Source organism: Rhodococcus sp. BP22 (genome assembly GCF_014281965.1).
Classification (GTDB): Bacteria; Actinomycetota; Actinomycetes; order Mycobacteriales; family Mycobacteriaceae; genus Rhodococcoides.
In genome coordinates, this window is the sequence record NZ_JACFTB010000005.1 from 381,468 (window position 1) to 398,197 (window position 16,730).

13 protein-coding genes are annotated in these 16,730 nt (G+C 63.8%); 4 read left to right on the forward strand and 9 right to left on the reverse strand.

The features are described 5' to 3' along the window. Nucleotides 1-203 precede the first annotated feature (203 nt). The 4 genes from H2510_RS13550 to H2510_RS13565 form a co-directional block, all read right to left on the reverse strand. Nucleotides 204-674 (reverse strand): MarR family winged helix-turn-helix transcriptional regulator, encoded by a 471-nt coding sequence (locus H2510_RS13550; RefSeq protein WP_186628807.1) that lies wholly within the window; start codon nt 672-674, stop codon nt 204-206. A gap of 141 nt (nt 675-815) precedes the next feature. Beyond that, nucleotides 816-1,310 (reverse strand): DUF6764 family protein, encoded by a 495-nt coding sequence (locus H2510_RS13555; protein WP_261392916.1) that lies wholly within the window; start codon nt 1,308-1,310, stop codon nt 816-818. Between the two features lie 143 nt (nt 1,311-1,453). Beyond that, nucleotides 1,454-3,517, reverse strand: coding sequence for a neutral/alkaline non-lysosomal ceramidase N-terminal domain-containing protein (locus H2510_RS13560; protein ID WP_186628808.1), 2,064 nt, complete (start codon nt 3,515-3,517; stop codon nt 1,454-1,456). Nucleotides 3,518-3,570: 53 nt separating this feature from the next. Then, nucleotides 3,571-4,950, reverse strand: coding sequence for an FUSC family protein (locus tag H2510_RS13565; RefSeq protein WP_315901370.1), 1,380 nt, complete (start codon nt 4,948-4,950; stop codon nt 3,571-3,573). A gap of 73 nt (nt 4,951-5,023) precedes the next feature. Here H2510_RS13565 and H2510_RS13570 point away from each other — a divergent pair, with 73 nt between their 5' ends. Next, nucleotides 5,024-5,524, forward strand: coding sequence for a MarR family winged helix-turn-helix transcriptional regulator (locus H2510_RS13570; RefSeq protein ID WP_186628809.1), 501 nt, complete (start codon nt 5,024-5,026; stop codon nt 5,522-5,524). A 66-nt stretch (nt 5,525-5,590) separates the two neighbouring features. On the opposite strand, the gene H2510_RS13575 is transcribed toward H2510_RS13570, so the two are convergent. Further along, nucleotides 5,591-6,217, reverse strand: coding sequence for a lipocalin family protein (locus tag H2510_RS13575; RefSeq protein ID WP_186628810.1), 627 nt, complete (start codon nt 6,215-6,217; stop codon nt 5,591-5,593). A gap of 5 nt (nt 6,218-6,222) precedes the next feature. After that, on the reverse strand, nt 6,223-8,217 hold the full coding sequence (locus tag H2510_RS13580; RefSeq protein WP_186628918.1) for an MMPL family transporter: 1,995 nt from the start codon (nt 8,215-8,217) through the stop codon (nt 6,223-6,225). 210 nt (nt 8,218-8,427) lie between these two features. Here H2510_RS13580 and H2510_RS13585 point away from each other — a divergent pair, with 210 nt between their 5' ends. After that, a complete protein-coding gene (locus H2510_RS13585; RefSeq protein ID WP_186628811.1) occupies nt 8,428-8,904 on the forward strand; it encodes a MarR family winged helix-turn-helix transcriptional regulator in 477 nt (158 codons plus the stop codon). 192 nt (nt 8,905-9,096) lie between these two features. Next, on the forward strand, nt 9,097-9,543 hold the full coding sequence (locus tag H2510_RS13590) for an STAS domain-containing protein (RefSeq protein WP_186628812.1): 447 nt from the start codon (nt 9,097-9,099) through the stop codon (nt 9,541-9,543). Here the strand turns inward: H2510_RS13590 and H2510_RS13595 are convergent. After that, nucleotides 9,540-11,141 carry an NAD(P)/FAD-dependent oxidoreductase gene (locus H2510_RS13595; RefSeq protein ID WP_186628813.1) on the reverse strand — a complete coding sequence of 534 codons (1,602 nt, stop codon included), beginning with the start codon at nt 11,139-11,141 and terminating at the stop codon, nt 9,540-9,542. The genes H2510_RS13590 and H2510_RS13595 overlap by 4 nt on opposite strands. A 98-nt stretch (nt 11,142-11,239) precedes the next feature. Between H2510_RS13595 and H2510_RS13600 the strand changes: the two genes are divergently transcribed. Further along, nucleotides 11,240-11,758 carry a hypothetical protein gene (locus H2510_RS13600; RefSeq protein ID WP_186628814.1) on the forward strand — a complete coding sequence of 173 codons (519 nt, stop codon included), beginning with the start codon at nt 11,240-11,242 and terminating at the stop codon, nt 11,756-11,758. Nucleotides 11,759-11,823: 65 nt separating this feature from the next. Here the strand turns inward: H2510_RS13600 and H2510_RS13605 are convergent, their stop codons facing one another. Together H2510_RS13605 and H2510_RS13610 are read right to left on the reverse strand one after the other, a co-directional pair. Then, nucleotides 11,824-14,010 carry a YhgE/Pip domain-containing protein gene (locus H2510_RS13605; RefSeq protein ID WP_186628815.1) on the reverse strand — a complete coding sequence of 729 codons (2,187 nt, stop codon included), beginning with the start codon at nt 14,008-14,010 and terminating at the stop codon, nt 11,824-11,826. Continuing rightward, on the reverse strand, nt 14,007-16,640 hold the full coding sequence (locus H2510_RS13610) for a YhgE/Pip domain-containing protein (protein ID WP_186628816.1): 2,634 nt from the start codon (nt 16,638-16,640) through the stop codon (nt 14,007-14,009). The genes H2510_RS13605 and H2510_RS13610 overlap by 4 nt, the downstream gene beginning before the upstream one ends. Between the last annotated feature and the right edge of the window lie 90 nt (nt 16,641-16,730).

Here is a 16,730-nt window from a genome sequence, read left to right on the forward strand (position 1 = left end):
AGAACTCGGCCCTCGCCGGAGTATTTCCGCGAGGGCCGAGTGGTTGTTTCTCGAGCGCTTCAGATTGGATTGATGACCAGCAGCGTTGCCCAATACGTTGCAACGTCGTGGCCGACCTGGGGGAGTAACAGGTCATACAGAAGGTAGGACATCATCTCGCTCGAACTCCTCGTTGTTCGCGGCACAGGCGCCACTTCAGGGGGTTAACGATCTACATGGTTCACGAGCCTCGCTGGAAGGTCAATCACCCCGGCGGAATCCGCCCGTCGAGCGAGTTTCCAGAGGATGGGAGCCGATAGATGAAGGATTTCGCGTTCGAGCTGAGTGAGCTCCTCGTCCATCGCGTCGGCGAGCCACTTGTCACGCTGTGCACGGTCCGCTGCGACGAGGGTCGTTCCTTCGGTGGTCATCACGATCAACAATCTGCGCCGATCTGCGGTGTCCGGAGTGCGGATCACCAAACCCTCGGCTTCGAGGGCGTTGAGATTACTTGTCAGCGACTGGATCCGCACGCCCTGCATCGCAGCGAGATCCACGGGGGCGCTCGATCCGCCGCTTCGCTCGACGTCGCCAAGAATCTGCATCTGACTCGGTGTCAGGTAATGCACCGGCCGCTGCTTGCGCAGGCGTCTCGTCAAAGCGAGCATCGCCTCGCTGAACTCCGAGGTACTCATCTATCCGCCTGCTGCACGCCGTCGGTACGCATGCCGGTAGCTTAATCGCCGCTGGACCTGCGTGAATACAACTACGTTCCCGCGCTCCGGTGCGGAGCGCGGGAACGTAGCGTTCCACGTGAAACCCGTGCAGAGATCAGGTCAGCCGATGCAGCCCTGCAGGGTGGTGAAGCTCCCCGCGATGCCGGGTCCCTTGCATACGGCACCGGTGGGGGTCAGCGTGACGGTGGCACCCGGGCCGGCAATTGCGATGGACAGCCCCAGCCCCACGGCCGAGTTTTCCGCGAGACTGCCCGGTCCGAATGCGATCGCCGCCGGTCCTCCGCCTGCCGTGCCGTCCGCCACCGCGGTGCCGCCGTTGAATCCGAGAGCGAGTGCTGCTGCGTTCGCCATGGCGTTGGCAGATCCCCAGCCTTCGAAACCGTATCCGGCTGCCGCGCTGGTGGCGTCGGCCTTACTGTCGCACTGGGAGTTTCCGACCAGTGACGCTGCAGCGTTGCCACCCGGTGCGGTCGTACATCCCACCGGGGCGGCGGACGCCGTCGCGGGAACGAGTGCGGCGAACGCCAGTGCTGTGCCGATGGCTGCTACGCCGCCCAGACTTCTCTTCACTGCTGTCATGCTGGCTGTGGACATGTCGAGCCTCCCGATAGGTCGTTTGGTAATGGCGGGCTGCGTGGAACTGGTTCCTCGCAGCACCCTCCTTTACGTTCCTCTCTCGGGGACACAGTGAACCCAAGCGGCGATTACGTATCTGTCACGCAATGGTCACGGCAAGGTCACGACGACAAGATTTCGAATTCGGCAGAGGTCCCCGTGAACGGTGTGAGCCGGCCATCGATCGCCCGGGCATCGCCGAAATACACGATGCGGTAGCGCCCGGCTTGCTGAAAAGCCGGAACATCCCACGCGACCGTGGTCTCGGTGATCGGCCCAGAGTTGTCGAAGACGATGGTCGTGTACCAGTCACTGTCGTCGTACTCTCGAACCCAGTTCGCACCGTCGGCCCGCTCAACGGCCAGATACGTGTCGTCACGTCGCAAATTCGAGTTCGGGTTCGCGCCGGAAAACCGCACTGCGACATGTGCGCCGACGTCGTACTGCGGGGACGGTTGACTCAACACGTCGCCGAATGCCCTGCCAGGGGCCGGAAGATCGACGAACGCGATACCGCTGGGAGAGTTCGGTATCGTGCCGGTCAGGTCCGGTTGTGAAGTTCCGTTGTCGACGGTCCGGCCATCTCGCATGGCGGACGCGAGGTCGACGGCGATTTGAACGGTTGCCGGGAGTTGCCAACGGCCGAACGGTGTCGCGCCGCCTTCGTAATCCTGCTGATCGTATTCTTCCGGCGTGGTCAGATAATGGCCGTAGCCGTTGGTGTACCCCTGCACGACGATCTGATCGGCGTCGACGCCGAGCGTGTCGGCCAGAGCTGTCCGCAAGCGTGAGCCCGCGACGATAGTCGGCTCGAACGGGCAGGAGAACAGGAAGAAACCGCCCAGCCGCGCGAGGTGAAAAGGAAGCTGCTGCTGCACGATTCCTGGTATCAATCCGACAGGGAGAAGGATGTCCTTCGGAGCATGTGCATCGCGTAGCCACTGTGGCATCACCACCGAACCGAGAGCTGCCAGCGCGGGATTGCCGCCACGCTCGCCCTCTTGAAGTCCGAGTTCCGGTAGTCCGCCGCCATCTTCCTGACTCGACGCCGCGAAGGCGGCACCGAGCGCTGCGGGGCTGGTGGTGTGGGTGCGGCCATCGCCGGTGAACTCCGGTCGGACGGTGAAGCCGGAGAAGTCTGCATACATCCACCTGACATCGATGCCGGTGCCGACGGCGCTCGCAGTGGACTCGGTTTGCGCACGCGCAGTATCGAATTGGCGCATGCCGATGATGCGGGTGTTCTCGAATTCATCCGTCGTCGGACCGGTGCCGGGCTGCCTGTCCAGGTTGGGTGTGATGTCGCCGGGGGTGCTTTGGCAGAATGCGGCGACGAAGGTGGGGTTGCGGTAGTCGATCTTCTCGATCTCCCGCTCCCAGTGCCATGCTGCATATCCCTTGTTATCAGTGCTGACCAGGGTGTTCGTGGCCTTCATCGACGTGCCGTGGGTGGCGAACCAGTTGATGATGCCTGCCAGTTCGCCGTCCCGCATCACCTGCAAGTTGACCGATCGCGGATCGATCTTGCCCGGGAATCGAGAGGTGTCCGAGATCGGATCTCGATCGAATGCTTTGGGAGAGCGATTGACTCCGGCATCGGTCAAGGAGCCGGTGGTGATGGAGACCTGACCGGGTTGCACGTCGTCGTGTGCCCGCTCGATCGCGTCCACGATGCCGGCGACATTGGACTCGAAGGTGATCGGCCGGAAGCCCAGCGTGGTGATGTCCACCAAGAGATGGCCGTCGGTTCCGCCGGGGGCGGCATGGGTGTGGGTAGCCGAGAGCAGGACGTTCCCTCGGTGATAGAGATCGCCGAATCGAGAGAAAAGGCGCCGGAGCACTTCTTCGAGAATGCTCTCGAACATGAGGCCGACCTCGCACGTCACATGCACGAGTCGCTGGGCCGAAGCGGCGTCGACGAACACGAACGCCCGCGCACGCTGCCGCAGGTGCAGGCCCGCTGAGGACTGTTCCAGGACTGCGTACCCGTTCATTCCGGCACCGAGCGGTTCACCTGTCATGTCACCGATGCCTCGGCCGACTTCGAGACCCCCCGGTGCCGCCCACGCCCGCCCCGCGCTTCCGAGGGTCGCACTCCCAAGGGTTGCAGCCCCGAGGGCCGCGACCCCGGTGGCGGCGAGAAATGATCGTCTACCGAGTCCTGAATTCACTACGATTGCCCCCATGCTCGTCGATTCGAACTGCACGGTAACACCGTCTCACCGGACGTAGTGTCGCTCTAGGCAGGTGAGTTCTCGTGCCCGCGATCTCCTATCCCGATGGTGAGGGCAGCGACGACGATCCCGATCAGAACACCGATGAGAGTGTCGCCGACCCGACTGATCGCGACGGCTGGGGACAGCTGTCCTGCTATGCCGGTCAGAAGCAGCGCCATCGGTGTGACGGCGATCGTGGTGAGGCCGTAGTTCTTCATGACGAGGAGTTCGGCAACGATCTGCAGAACGATGATGGTGAGCGTTGTCTGCCAGTATCCGAACGCACCTGCAATCAGTGCCGCGGCGATGACAGCGCCGCCGACATTGCCGAGTAGCCGCTGAATGCCGCGCTCGACCGTCGTGTGAAAAGTGATGCCCTGCATGGCGGCCATCGCGCCCATGGTCGCCCACAACGGATGCTCGAAGCCGAAAGTAGTTGCGCACCAAGCGGCCAACAATGATGCCACGGCGATGCGTGCCGCATTGATCACAAGTGCCCGTGAGGTCAACATGCGCACGCCGACGGCAAAAAAGTTTTCAGGTGTAGTGGCGAGCTCGGCAGCGCGCACCGGCAACGCGTCGTACCTGCGCATCTTTCGCAGTGCGCGTTCGTGAGCGAGGATCTCTGCTGCATGAGAGGGATTTTCGCCACGTGCCCACGCGTCGAGAAGGTGCTCGGCGTCGTCGAGGAGAGTGGTCAGTCCGAGGCTGTGTGCGCGCGAGGTCCGCCGGGTATTGAGTGCAACGATCACGCGAGCGCGTTCGATCGACGCTCGGGCGATGCCGTCCTGTCTCGAGTCGGTGGCCGCGAGAGCGCGGGCGACCGCGAGTTGACCGGGCCCGACCGGATGGAGCAACGCCGGCAGCATTGCTGCCACCCATCCGATGGCAGCACCTATGGACACCGAAACGAAAACTTCGACCACGTCCCCGGCGGCGCTCGCGAACCCGACGGCAGCGGTCGACGCGAATACGAGGATGACCGGGCCGGGTCCGGTTATCGAGAAGGCCGACAGGACAAGTGCCGCGACGCCGGCAGTCAGGGAGATTGCGCCTATCTGGAGGGCAGAGGAATCCGTCATGGTGCCGAGCGCGGCGCCCAGTGTCGCCCAGAGAACTATCGACCCGCCGACCAGCGCCAACTTACCTGCGCGCCGTGGGTACGGCTCGTAGCGCGTGAAGGCGCTGCACAGGGCGCCCAGCGCAGCGAAGCCTGCGAGTTCGGGCCTGCCGAGAATGCCTCCACCGACGAGTACGACGGCGATTGCTGCACCTACCCGCAGGGCCGGAGCGATGGTCGCATCGGCGTGCCCGAGCGTCATCGCCTGGCGCCAGGCCGCTCGCGAAGTGGCGTGGGCGAGCGCAGAACGGGTGTGGGCGAGACGGGTAGCGGAAACAGGCACTCTAATACTTTATAAGTATTTTACTAGTGAAGTAAATGTTGCCGTCCGTGACCTGGGCCGTAGGGTGGATAGCATGACCTCGGTGCATAAATCTGGCGGAGACTTCGTCGATCAGGTCCGCCGTGAGTGGGGCGCCCTTTTTCCGAACATCGACACTTCGCCGATCGAAGTTCTCGCACGGATCGGAAGGATCGCAGCGCAGGCCAACCACTTACTCGATTCCACACTCGCGCCGAGTGGGGTGTCGCGGGCCGAGTTCGATGTCTTGAGCGCACTGCGTCGGGCCCAACGACCACTACGAGCGAGCGAAGTAACCTCGGTGACGATGCTCAGTGGGGCATCCACCACCAAGATCTCGGAACGTCTGGTGAAGGAAGGTTTGGTCGAGCGGCTCGGCCTGGAGCGCGATGCGCGAGTCGTGCTCTTACAACTCACCGCTGCCGGCGTCGAATTGGTCGACACCGTCTTTCCGCTGCGACTCGCACGTGATCGCGAACTGCTCGACGGGCTGAGCCAGGATGAAACAGAGGCGTTGGCGCACCTGCTACGGAAGGTAGCGCTCGAGGTCGAGTAACGCGACTCTTCGCATGTGAGTGGAACGTCCTCGCTGAGGAGCAGATCCCACTCACATGCGAGGCGCCTACACGGTGCAGAGAGGCTGTATGCCTGCCGCTCCGCCCGGTGTCGGCGAGGTGAGAATCAGGCACGAGTTGTAGCCGAGTGATTCGGCGACGGCGCGGATTTCGCGGAATGTCTCCGGGCTCACTTCGGGGGAGCGGGACAGGACGAAGCCCGAAGTCCGGAACGGATCTCCGACGAACGCCCAGGAGTAGTCATCCGCGATGTAGGCGACGATGTAGTTGGTCGGCCCTTCCGGGTTCTCCTGGGTCGGTACGCCCGGAAAGCTCACGTGCAGTTGGGCGTTCGTCACCGTGTCGTTGACGCGGGCGTTGCCGAGAATGTAGTTCTGCTCCCCGTTCCAGGTGGTACACGTGTTCTCCACGCGCACGTTCGCCGGATCGAGCAGGGTGTATTTGGCTTGTGTGTCGCGCGCGCATTCGAGGTTGAACGGCTGCGGTACGGCGGCAATTTGATTCCAGGTGCCTTGGTATTCGTCGACGTCGAGGGACGGGACGGGGGCGAGGGGTACGAATCCGGCCGAACCGGACGGGGCAGGTGCTGCCTGCGCGATTCCGCCGGCGAGCAGCATCCCCGTGGCGCACGCACCGGCAACGAGCGCGCGTGTGAGCATCGAATGTACCTTCATGGATTTCACTCCTTTTGTCCCACCAGTTCGGTACTGCTGGAATCGAATGTGTTCGGCCACCATATCCCCGGGCCGATAAGGGTGAACAGGGCCGGAATGACCAACGTGCGCACCACGAAGGTGTCCAGCAGAATGCCGAGGCCGACGATGATTCCCAGCTGAGTGAGTGTGATGAGTGGAAGTACGCCGAGCACGCAGAACACCGCGGCCAGCACGATGCCCGCACTCGTAATGACACCACCCGTGGCGCCCACCGCCCGCACGATGGCCGAGCGCGTGCCGTGGCCGGGCGTCTCCTCCCTGGTACGCGTGACGAGGAAGATCGTGTAGTCGACGCCGAGGGCAACCAAGAAAAGGAAGGCGAACAGCGGAACGTTGTCGTCGAGAGCCGGGAATCCGAAGATGTGCAGGCTCACCCAGCTACCGATGCCCAGCGCCGCCAGGGCGCTCAGAACTGTCGTGCCGACGAGCACCAGCGGGGCGACGATGGCGCGCAACAATACGAGCAGCACAGCGAGAACGACGATCAGAATGGCGGGCACGACGACGAGCCGATCCCTGGCGGCGGCGTCACTGGTGTCGAGGGCTTGGGCGTCACTGCCGCCGACGAGCGCCTCGGCATCGGGAATGTCCTTCAGCGAACCACGTAGGTCCTCGATGACGGCGAACGCTTCCTCGGATGCGGGCGGCGAGTCGGATACGACGGACCATCGAGTCAGGCCGGTGCCGGAGTCGGCGCCACGGGTGAACGAGGTGACGGCGTCGTTGCCTGCCAGGACGGACTCGATCTCGGCGGCCGAATCGGTCTTTCCGACCACTGTCGTCGGATCGGCGAGACCTGCGGGGAAGTGCTCGGAGAGTGTTTCGAAGCCTTCGACGGATTCGGCGGTCACGCGGAACTGCTCGGTCTGTGACAAGCCGATCCCAGTTCCGAAAAGAGCACCGGCACAGGCGAGGAGCGCGACGATCGTGATCGACGCCGTGCGTGCCGGATGTCGTGATACTGCGGCGGCGATGGAGAACCAGGCCCCCGAGGTGGCGGTATCGCGATCGTCAGGTCCTGGGATGAAGGGCCAGAACAGCTTTCGTCCGAACAATGCCAGCAATGGAGGAAGAACGACGAGGACGAACACGGCTGCGACGACCAGGCCTGCTGCCGCGAGTGCACCCAGGCTGCGGGTGCTGGGCAGGATCGCCAGTAGCAGTGTCAGCAATGCCAGCACGACGGTGGCGTTGCTGGCGAGAATTGCAGGTCCGGCGTGACGGACCGCTCGTGCAAGCGCACGTCGATGATCGGCCTCGGCCCGCAACTCTTCCCGATATCTCGAAATCAACAGCAACGCGTAGTTCGTACCCGCTCCGAAAACCAGAACGCTGGTGATGCCGGAGGTGGAACCGTCGAACGACAGGCCGGTCACCTCGGCGAGTGCCGTTCCGACGGACGTGGCGACGCGATCGCCGAAGCCGATGACGAGGAGCGGAACCAGCCACAGAACAGGCGATCTGTACGTCACGATGAGAAGGATCGCGACCACGAGTGCGGTGACCGCGAGGAGGGTGAAGTTGGCGCCGGAGAAGGAGTTCGCAATGTCGGCGCCGAATGCCGGTCCGCCGGTTACCTGCGCGTCGAGGCCGTCGGGAAGGCCGTCGACGGCAGCAGTGCGCAGCGAGGTGACGAGGTCGTCGAGTGTGAACCCGGACAGCGAACTGTCTATTGGAACCAGGCCGAGCGTCGCCTTGCCGTCGGGTGCCGGCACGAGCGGAGGCGAAGCGGTGTCGGTGCCCGCGGCGACCGCGGTCCGATCGAGGGCCTGTTGCGCGGCCGCCAGATCGGCTTCGGACAACGCTTCGCCATCGGATCGACTGACGACGAGTATCGCCGGTGCGGTGTCTGCGCCGGGGAATTGGGTCAACAGTTCGGTGACCTGGGCGGACTCAGCTGCGGGTGGCACCGAGGACGGTGCGCTTCCGGCCGAGTCGTTCTCGCCGACGAGGGCCATGAACCCTAGCGAGAGCACCAGGACGGCAAGCGCGACTGCCCACGACCGGCGTGAGGTGACAATCCGGGCGAATCCGATCCAGAAGCCGTCGTCGCGGCGTGAGCTGTCCACAGGCAAACAATCTCACTAACTGAGACATTAATCAACCGGCAAGATCAGCCGCCGGGCGTGCGGATAGTCTGAGCGCATCTTCGAAGAGAGAGGACCGCAGTGGCCGATCGAAGCGAGCTGGAATCGAAAATCTCGTCCGACGTACGTGCGCTGTCCGCTGTCTCCGAGGAGATCGGTCGGGCCTTCGGAGCGCAACACGAACTGCGACACAACGATTTTCGTGCACTGCTCCTGATCATGGTCGCCGACGTCGAAGGCACGCCGCTGACGACGGGCGAACTCGGCGCTCGGCTCGGGTTATCGTCCGCAGCCATGACGTACTTGGTCGAGCGGATGATCGAGTCGGGTCATATACGACGAGAAAAAGACGAACGTGACCGTCGAAAAGTGATTCTTCGCTATGCCGACCACGGCATGGCCGTCGCACGTGAATTCTTCGGTCCGCTCGGTATGCGTACCAATTCCGCGCTTGCCGATGTGCCCGACTCGGATCTTGCTGCGGCTCATCGAGTTTTCGTCGCTTTGATCGACTCGATGCGTGCGCATCACGAGGAACTGCTTCCACGAATTACCTGAGATCTCGGTGTTCGATTTGTCTTCACTATGCGGGACGGCCCGAGTAACGTAGGGTTGACCGAGGTTGAGCTAACAGCCGTTGTCGGGGGAGACGCCCTGGCTGTCGCAGCCGTTAGCGGAACTTATGTTCACATTCGACTGTCACCGCTCTCGTACCGTTTCCCTCCCGATCGAAAAGACGATGGGATGGCTATGACTGTTACTCCACGCGGTGTCGAAGACGACGCAACCGCACACAACCAAGCCGCAGTGAACACTCACGCCACAGCAGATACTTCGGTGTCCGTGGCTGCTACCGGCGCTATATTTCGAGCCGTACCGTTCGGCTCGGCCGCGCTCGTTGTCAGCGTGCACGGCGACATCGATATTCGCAGTGCACCGATGCTGGCCGAGTTCGCATCCACCCACATCGACGCGCACCGGCATCTCGTACTCGACTTGTCCGATGTCGGCTTCTTCGGCATTGCCGGTCTGACCGTGTTCAGCGCCCTCGACAGTGGGACCGAGAAAGCAGGGTCGAGCTGGTCGCTCGTAGAAGGACACCCGGTACATCGGTTGTTGGAAGCTGCGTCTCTCCAACCTGCCGTGCAGGTTTTCGATCGAGTTGCCGACGCCGTCGAAGCGGCATCGCAGCGCTAACGTTCTTCTCGATCTCGGGTGACCAGCTCCATCAAGGAGCTGGTCACCTTTTTTCGTATCCGGCCGAGCGGACCCTGCTGACCCAATGCCGCCCGCGCGGCGTTCATCCCTGCTGCTCCGTGAACTCCTCCTCCAGGATGCGCAGACGAGCTACCGAGGAACAGTCCCTCGACGACGGTTTCCGAACGTCCGAGTCCTGGTGTCGGGCGAAAGATCAACTGCTGCTGTAACTGTGCGGTTCCTCCGTTGACTGCGCCGCCGTAGAGATTGCCGTTCTCGGCCATCAGATCGGACGGACGCTGGACCACCTCGGCAATGATCGACCCGCTGAACCCTGGGGCGTGTTCTTCGAGCACGCCGCGTACCCGGTCGGCGACAGTATCGGCTGACGCGTCGTCGGTCACTCCGCGCGGCAAATGCGTGTACGCCCAGGCGCTCTCGGTGCCCGCCGGTGACCTGGAGGCGTCCGCCGTGGTCATCTGCCCGAACAGCATGAACGGACGTTCCGGGAGAACCCCGGTGGTCAAATCGGCCAACCATCGGACCAGGCCGTCGTCGTCGGCGCCCAGATGCACGGTCCCGGCACCAGAGAGGCTTGCCGAGCGCCACGGGATGGGGCGGTCGAGGGCGTAATTGACCTTGACCACCGGGGTATCCCATTCGAAGTTGCGGAGATCCTCGTGCACCCGCCGGGGTACGGCGTCGGCCGGAAGCAAGGAACCGTAGAGCATCGGTGCGGAGACGTCGGCGATGACGGCCCGACGGACGAAGATCGTGTCCCCACCCTTCGTATGAACCGCTGACACACGTCCGCCGGCGACATCGATGCGATCGACCGGGCTGCCGCAGCGCAGTTCCGCCTTGCCTGCACGGCTCACGAGCGCGTCGGCGAGCTTGCTCGCGCCACCCGTAGGCACCGGATATCCGACGTCCTGCGCCAACATCGTCAGCAGATAACCCATTGCACCACTGACGGGCGCGTCGGAAGGGGCGTCACCGTGCATGGCATTGCCCAGCACGAGGCACCTGGCGGCCTCGCTTCGGAAGAGCTCGTGCGCCATGACGCGCGCCGGTAGAGCCATGAACCGTCCGAACCGCAGGGTATCCGCGGCACCCAAGGCTCTCGCCAACGACGCAGCGGCGCGTACCGGCGGGAACGGTCCGAAGAAGGCGTCGAGCATCGGCTTCCGGATCTTCGTCCACTGATCGAACAGGTCGAACCAGGCATCGCCGTCGCGACGGTCGTATTCGGCCAGAGCCGCGGCTGTATCGGCGACGTCGTTGTGGACGACGGGGGCGGACTCGTCCATCGAGGAGCGTGCGTGGCCGTAGACGGTGGGCGAACGCGACCACCGCAGGCCATGATGCTCGAGGTCGAGTGAGGTCATCACGGGCGACGCAGCCCCCAACGGATAGAAGGCACTGAAGAGATCACTGCTGAATCCTGGTATCAGCTCGGCACTGCGGACAGCCCCACCGGCTTCGGGGCCGGCCTCCAGAATCACTACATCCCAGCCTGCGTCTGCCAGCGCAGCAGCCGCTACGAGTCCGTTGTGTCCGGCGCCGATCACCACGGCGTCCGCGGAGCGAAGTGTCATGAGTCCTACGGTACGTCTCGGTGAAAGAAACAACAGTTGTGATGTTTGGCGCTCGGAGACCTGGGCAACCCCTCCAGATGTCGACGAGCAGGGAAAATATGCAGACAGACTCGGTGCACGTTGCGGTGTCCGCAGGGGCGCCCGTCGAGGCCGCGCGGGACGCATCCGACTTGGAGCTGGGGGCCGAGCCGACCGAGGCCCGGTTCGTCGGTGTACCGAGAGTGGACACCGAATCCGATCCACTCGACGATGCCGGACCTTATGTCGTCGTATCGGTGGATCAACGCGGCGCCGATATCGACACCTTCGATACCCGGGGCGTAGCGACGAGTTCGGTTACGGTCGAGTCCAGAACTCCGACACGACACCGTGCAGGGGAGAAGACCGTCGCCGAAATTATCGCCGAAATGTACGACGCGAAAACGGTCGAGCAAATTTTCGTGGTGGGCGTACTCCCCGTGCGTCCACAGCTCGTACAGAGCTTGCCCGCGCGAATGCTGAACGACGTCATCGAGCTCGAAATCGGTTCGAGGGCAGACGGTTCCGACTCCGATCTCATCCGCTCGGCCGTGCAGGAAGTACGCGAACGAGCGGTGCTACTTGCGCGAGAGCAGTGAGCGTGGCGCCATGAAAGCTATGGAAGGCGACCAAGTTTCAAAGGATCTTGCTCGCCGCCCGACCGTCACATGAGCTTGGTCGACTCCAGCTCGCGCAACAGCGTTTTGTTGAAATCCATCAATGGTCGCCGAAGCACGAACCCCAGCAGCAGTATCGGCACGATGAACAGCACGAGCCAACCCAACGACTTCCAGTAGTCACCGTCGTAGACTCCCGCGATCGCTGCGCGGATCGCGTCGACGGCATGCGTCCCGGGTAGGAACGGGCTGATGTTCTGGAACCATTGTGGGAGCACCTGCAATGGGTATGCGCCCCCGGAACCGGCGATCTGGAAGACGAGTAGAAGTACCGAGAGCGCCTTGCCTGCATTGCCGAACGCCACGACGAACGTGTAAGTGATCAGTGTGAAGACGAGGGAGATCACCCAGGCGGCAAGTATCAGTAGCCACGGGTGTGCGGGCTCCACCTCGACGAACAGGATCAAGCCGACGCTGACGAGTGTGCTCTGCGCGAACCCGACGAGTGCGAAGATCCCGTACCGCCCGATGTAGGTCTGATCGGGAGTCAGCGCCTCACCTTCCGGCAGTGCTCCCGCCGGCACATCGACGCGGATCGCCACCGACGCCAGCAGCGCGCCCACCCACAATCCCAGCATCATGTACAGCGGTGTCATCGCACTACCGAAGCTGGCCACGGCGAACACCGGCACCCGCTCGAGCTGCACGGGTTTCGACAACGAGGCGGCCAGCATCCCCGGGTCGTTGCCGATTGCATCGGTGAGTGCGCCGAGGTCTCCCGTGTCGATGGCCTCCGCCAACGCGACTGACAGTCCGTCGAAGCGGTCGGCCGCATCCGTGAGGGAATCAGAGACCGACGAGGTCGTCGACTGTGCCTGTGCGAGGCGATCGAGCAGCGAGTCCGTACCGCCGGAAAGTGTCGCCGTAGCAGTGGACAGGTCGTTGCCGACCGTCGCTACGCCGTCCTCGATCGAGGACAGAGTGGAGCCGAGGGCATCGAGCTTCGGCCTCAGGCTGGTGTCGTAGGCAGTCTTGGCGCTCTCGATGGCCTCCCTCGCGTCAGCCACCAGGCCGAGTGCCTCCTGGCGGGCGACGCTCGTGTCGGCGTTGTTGTTTCGCAGTTGCAGCGCTGCGTTCTCGAGGCCATCCTGCAGCGCCTGCTGTCGCGCAATGGCGTTGTCGAGCCGCGAGACTACGAGGTCGAAGGCGCCCCTGGCGACGTCGGGGATCAGCGGCGCGACAGTGGCCACGGCACTCTCACGCGTGGAAACATATTGATCGATCTGCGTCTGCACCCGTGCTGCCAACGACTCGACGGTTTCCGCGCTGCTGCTCGATTGGTCATCGAGTGATGCATAGATGTCGTCGATACGGTCCGACACCGCTTGATAGCTCTCGTCGCTCGCCGACAGCGCACCGCCGAGAGAACCTGCCGCCGAGGTCAAAGTCGACTTCAGTGAACGTGCGGCATCTGCACCGCCGCTGATGGCGTCGGAGGCCTGTTTGAGCGCGCGGCCCGAAGACGCGGCCAGGTCCGAGGCGCTTGTCACCAGCGGGACGCTCGATGAGATCAGTGCGGTGAAAATATCGGCGGTGCCCGCGCCCGACCGGAGCTGCGCCGCGACCTGACCGATTCCCGCCTCGAGGCGGGACAAGGCGACCTGGGTGTCGGGGTCGTTCAGTTCCTCGGAGAGCGAGGAGATGATCTGTAGTCCGACTTCACCGAGCGTGGCGGCGAAGGCCGCGTTGATGTTCGTCGACACCTCGGTCGCGCCCTGCTCGGTGATGTTGGGGGCGAGCGCGTTCTTCTTCTCGTTGGTGTAGTACTCGATCGCGGTCCGCTTACCGCCGTCCTCGTAGAACGTCATCATGTCGGCGCTGAACTCCGGCGGTAGCACGAGGGCGGCGTAGTACTCTCCCGACCTCGTGCCTTCGATCGCGTCGTCCCGTGAGGTGATCACCCAGTTCAAATCGTTGTTCGCCCGCAGCGCGGAGATTGCCTGCTCGCCGATGTTGACGCGCAGCGGGATGAGGTCACTCTGGTACCCCTCATCGGTGTTGGCCACCGCGACCGTGAGGTTCCTGGTGTTGCCGAACGGGTCCCAGGTGGCGATGACGTTGAACCAGGTGAACAGCGACGGGATCATGACCAGCCCTGACAGGACGATGATCGCCATCACGTTGTTTGTGCTGCGGCGCAGGTCGCGGCGAACGAGCGTCCATACGTTCCTCACTCGCGTTCACCCCGTTCGACTCGCTCGTTGGGATCCACGTCGGGTGTCTCCCTCTCCTCCTCCATCTCCGATGTACTCGGGATCGTCGCATCGTGCCCGGTGCCGGTAAGCACGAGCTCCCGGCGCAGTTCGGCGTCGGACATTCCGCCCAGTTCTTCGGCGAAGCCGATGCTCTGCTCGATGTATTCGAGCATTACGAGGAAGCCGATGACGAGCAGAGAGAACAGCACCCAGAGGCCGAGGAGCGGGGCCTTACCCCCGGGGATCAGCCACGCGAGGAGTCCGAGGGACAGCACGACCACGAGGGTGACGGCGAAGGTGGCTCGCAGCAGAGTCGGATAGTTCTGCCTGAATCGACGTGCCCTGGCCCTGACGACCCGCCGGTATCGTCCCCCGTTCGACAGTGCATGGATGATCTGCGGCAGCTGGTAGCGGCGCCCGGTGATGTGGACGTCCTCGGTCACGAACAGCTGCGTGGTGGCGATCCTGCGGCTGAACAGTAAGGCGAAGTTGCCGAGCCGAATGCGTAGGACGAGTCCGAGGAGGAACGACAGGGCGACGAACACCGCCAAAGCGGCCATGTTCTTCCAGTAGTGGTCACCGTAGAAGCCGCTGATCGTCTCTCGCATGGCGTCGATCCCGTAGGTGAACGGAAGAGCGGGGTACAGGGCGCGGAAGAACCCCGGCATCAGCTCGATCGGATACAGGCCCGCCGCGCCAGGGATCTGCACGATGACGAGCAGGATGCACAGGCCTTTGCCCACATATCCAAGGGCGACCGAGAGTGCGTAGATGATGCTCAGGTATGCCGACCCGATGAGCACACTGGTGGCCACGAAGGCGAGAGCACTGACCGTCTCCACGCCGATGACGAGGTTGCCGATGGACAGGACCAACGCTTGGACGACGCCCATCGCGGCGAGCAGCATCCACCGCCCGAGATAGGCCTGCCTGACCGTCAGCCCGTCGATCGACTCTTCGTCGACTTCGAGCTTGAAGATGACCACGAGTACGAACGCGCCGATCCAGAGCGAGAGGTTCGCGAACAGGGGTGCCATCGCAGAGCCGTAGGCGGCGACCGGGAACACCGGGTGTTCGTCCACCTCGACGGGCGATGCCATGAACTGAGCAATCTGTTCGGCATTCAGCCCTGTCAAAGTGCCGAGCGTGTCCCAGGCGTCCGCCGTGCTGAGCGCGACCACGTCGGTCCGCGCACGATCGAGACCGGCCTCCACCCCGGCGAGATTGCCGTCGAGCGCGGTGAGCGCCGTCGACGTCGCATCGAGTTGGACGCCGAGACTCGTGAGCAGATTCTGCGCCTGCCCCAGCTGCGCGCGCTGCGAGTCGATCGCGGAGGACAGGGCGCCCGCGCTCGCCGACAGTCGCGACATCGCGCCGTTGAGTTCGGGTCCTGTCGACAACAGGACGTCGCGGACGGACCGCGCCGAGGAACCCGCAGCCTCGGCGGCGGTGTCGATCGCCTCCGCCGAGTTCCGGATCGCTGTCGTGGCCTCGGTCACGACGGCGTTGAGTTGCTGCACGCGGGCGAGGATGTTCTGGTCGTCGGGGATGCGGTCCTGCAGCCCGGTGACAGCCTCGCTCAACCGATCGGACAGCTCGGAATCGGGGACCGTGGCGGCCAGCAGTGCCTGGACTTCGCTGAGTGCTTCACCGGTTCTGGCGACGACCTGGTCGGCGTCGTTCAGGCCGGAACCGACTGCGACGCCTGCGCGCTCGAGCCCCGACGTCACTCTCGCGACCGACCCGTTCAGCGTCGACGCGGCGTCGGCCAGAAGCGTGGCGCCCGAGACGTAGGCGGTGGTCAACGAGCCGGTGAAATCGGCCAGTTCCTGCTGCGCCTCGTCTGCGATCTGTCGAGCCTGGCCGACGGCGGTCTGCACCTCGCCCAGTGTGGCGTCGACCGTGCCGAGAGTGTCTCCCGCGGAGCTGAGGCCACCCCGGGCGCCGGACAGCCCGTCCTTGATATCTCCGATTCGCTCGCGCGCCGACGCAACCGTGCCGACTGCCCGATCGAGCGTGTCGACGGTGTTGCTCTGGGCGTCTTTCAATCTGCGTTCGACATTGTCACCGGCGTTGGTCAACTCCTCGGTGACCGCCTTGGCTACGACCGAGACGAAGGTGCTGTTGACCTGCGTGTCGAGGGTGGTTGCGCCGACGTCGGTGATTTTCGGAGCAACCGCGTTCGCCTTCTCGTTGACGTAGTACGTGAGGGTGGGGGGCGTGAAAGCGCCGGAGGTGATGCTGAGGAGATCACGGGTGAACTCCGGTGGGATGATGATGGCTGCGTAGCTGGATCCGCTTCTGACCGCCACCATCGCGTCGTTCTCGTCCATGAACTGCCACCCGAGTTGATCGTTCTCCTCGAGCTGGTCGATCAGCTGACTGCCGACATCGACATCACCCGTGGCGGTCGAGGTGCCACCCTCGTCCTGGTTCACGACCGCGACGCTGACATTTGCTGTCTCCGAGAACGGATCCCAGAAGGCCGCGATATTCACCCAGGCATACAGCGATGGGGTGATCATGACGCCGAGGATGACGATCCAGGCTTTGCGCACGAGTGCGAGCCGTCTGACATCTCGCGAGAACACGCGAAAGACGTTGCGCATCTGCATCTCCCTGCGGGTCACGTCTCGGGGCCGAACGGCGGTGCCGGACTGCCGGGGGAGTCGGTCTGGGCGGGTCGATCCTCTCGAACT

Excerpts from the sequence above, each read along its gene's own strand:
- H2510_RS13550 (WP_186628807.1), bottom strand. The coding sequence starts at position 674 with ATGAGTACCTCGGAGTTCAGCGAGGCGATGCTCGCTTTGACGAGACGC.
- H2510_RS13555 (WP_261392916.1), bottom strand. The coding sequence starts at position 1,310 with ATGTCCACAGCCAGCATGACAGCAGTGAAGAGAAGTCTGGGCGGCGTA.
- H2510_RS13560 (WP_186628808.1), bottom strand. The coding sequence starts at position 3,517 with ATGGGGGCAATCGTAGTGAATTCAGGACTCGGTAGACGATCATTTCTC.
- H2510_RS13570 (WP_186628809.1), top strand. The coding sequence starts at position 5,024 with ATGACCTCGGTGCATAAATCTGGCGGAGACTTCGTCGATCAGGTCCGC.
- H2510_RS13575 (WP_186628810.1), bottom strand. The coding sequence starts at position 6,217 with ATGAAGGTACATTCGATGCTCACACGCGCGCTCGTTGCCGGTGCGTGC.
- H2510_RS13580 (WP_186628918.1), bottom strand. The coding sequence starts at position 8,217 with ATGGCCCTCGTCGGCGAGAACGACTCGGCCGGAAGCGCACCGTCCTCG.
- H2510_RS13590 (WP_186628812.1), top strand. The coding sequence starts at position 9,097 with ATGACTGTTACTCCACGCGGTGTCGAAGACGACGCAACCGCACACAAC.
- H2510_RS13595 (WP_186628813.1), bottom strand. The coding sequence starts at position 11,141 with ATGACACTTCGCTCCGCGGACGCCGTGGTGATCGGCGCCGGACACAAC.
- H2510_RS13600 (WP_186628814.1), top strand. The coding sequence starts at position 11,240 with ATGCAGACAGACTCGGTGCACGTTGCGGTGTCCGCAGGGGCGCCCGTC.
- H2510_RS13610 (WP_186628816.1), bottom strand. The coding sequence starts at position 16,640 with ATGCGCAACGTCTTTCGCGTGTTCTCGCGAGATGTCAGACGGCTCGCA.